Annotated in this window: 1 pseudogene; it reads left to right on the forward strand. The window is 56.2% G+C overall.

Annotated features, from left to right (window positions below):
• Positions 1-226: pseudogene (locus HMPREF2935_RS13080) on the forward strand (IS3 family transposase); the annotation flags it as partial.

A 226-nucleotide genomic window follows, 5' to 3' on the forward strand; every position in this document is an offset into this window, starting at 1 on the left:
AAGACTGCACGACTAATGAAGCTAGCAGGTGTTTGCGGCCGCAGACGTGGACGAACCCCCGTGACAACGATCAGCCCGAAGACACCGGATCATCGCCCAGACCTAGTACAGCGAAACTTCCGTGCACAAGCACCAGGAAGGCTGTGGGTTGCCGACATTACCTACGTTCGCACCCTGTCAGGATTCGCCTACACCGCGTTTGTCGTGGATGTCTACAGTCGAAAGA

Source organism: Corynebacterium sp. HMSC076D02 (assembly GCF_001813815.1).
Taxonomy (GTDB): Bacteria; Actinomycetota; Actinomycetes; order Mycobacteriales; family Mycobacteriaceae; genus Corynebacterium; species Corynebacterium simulans.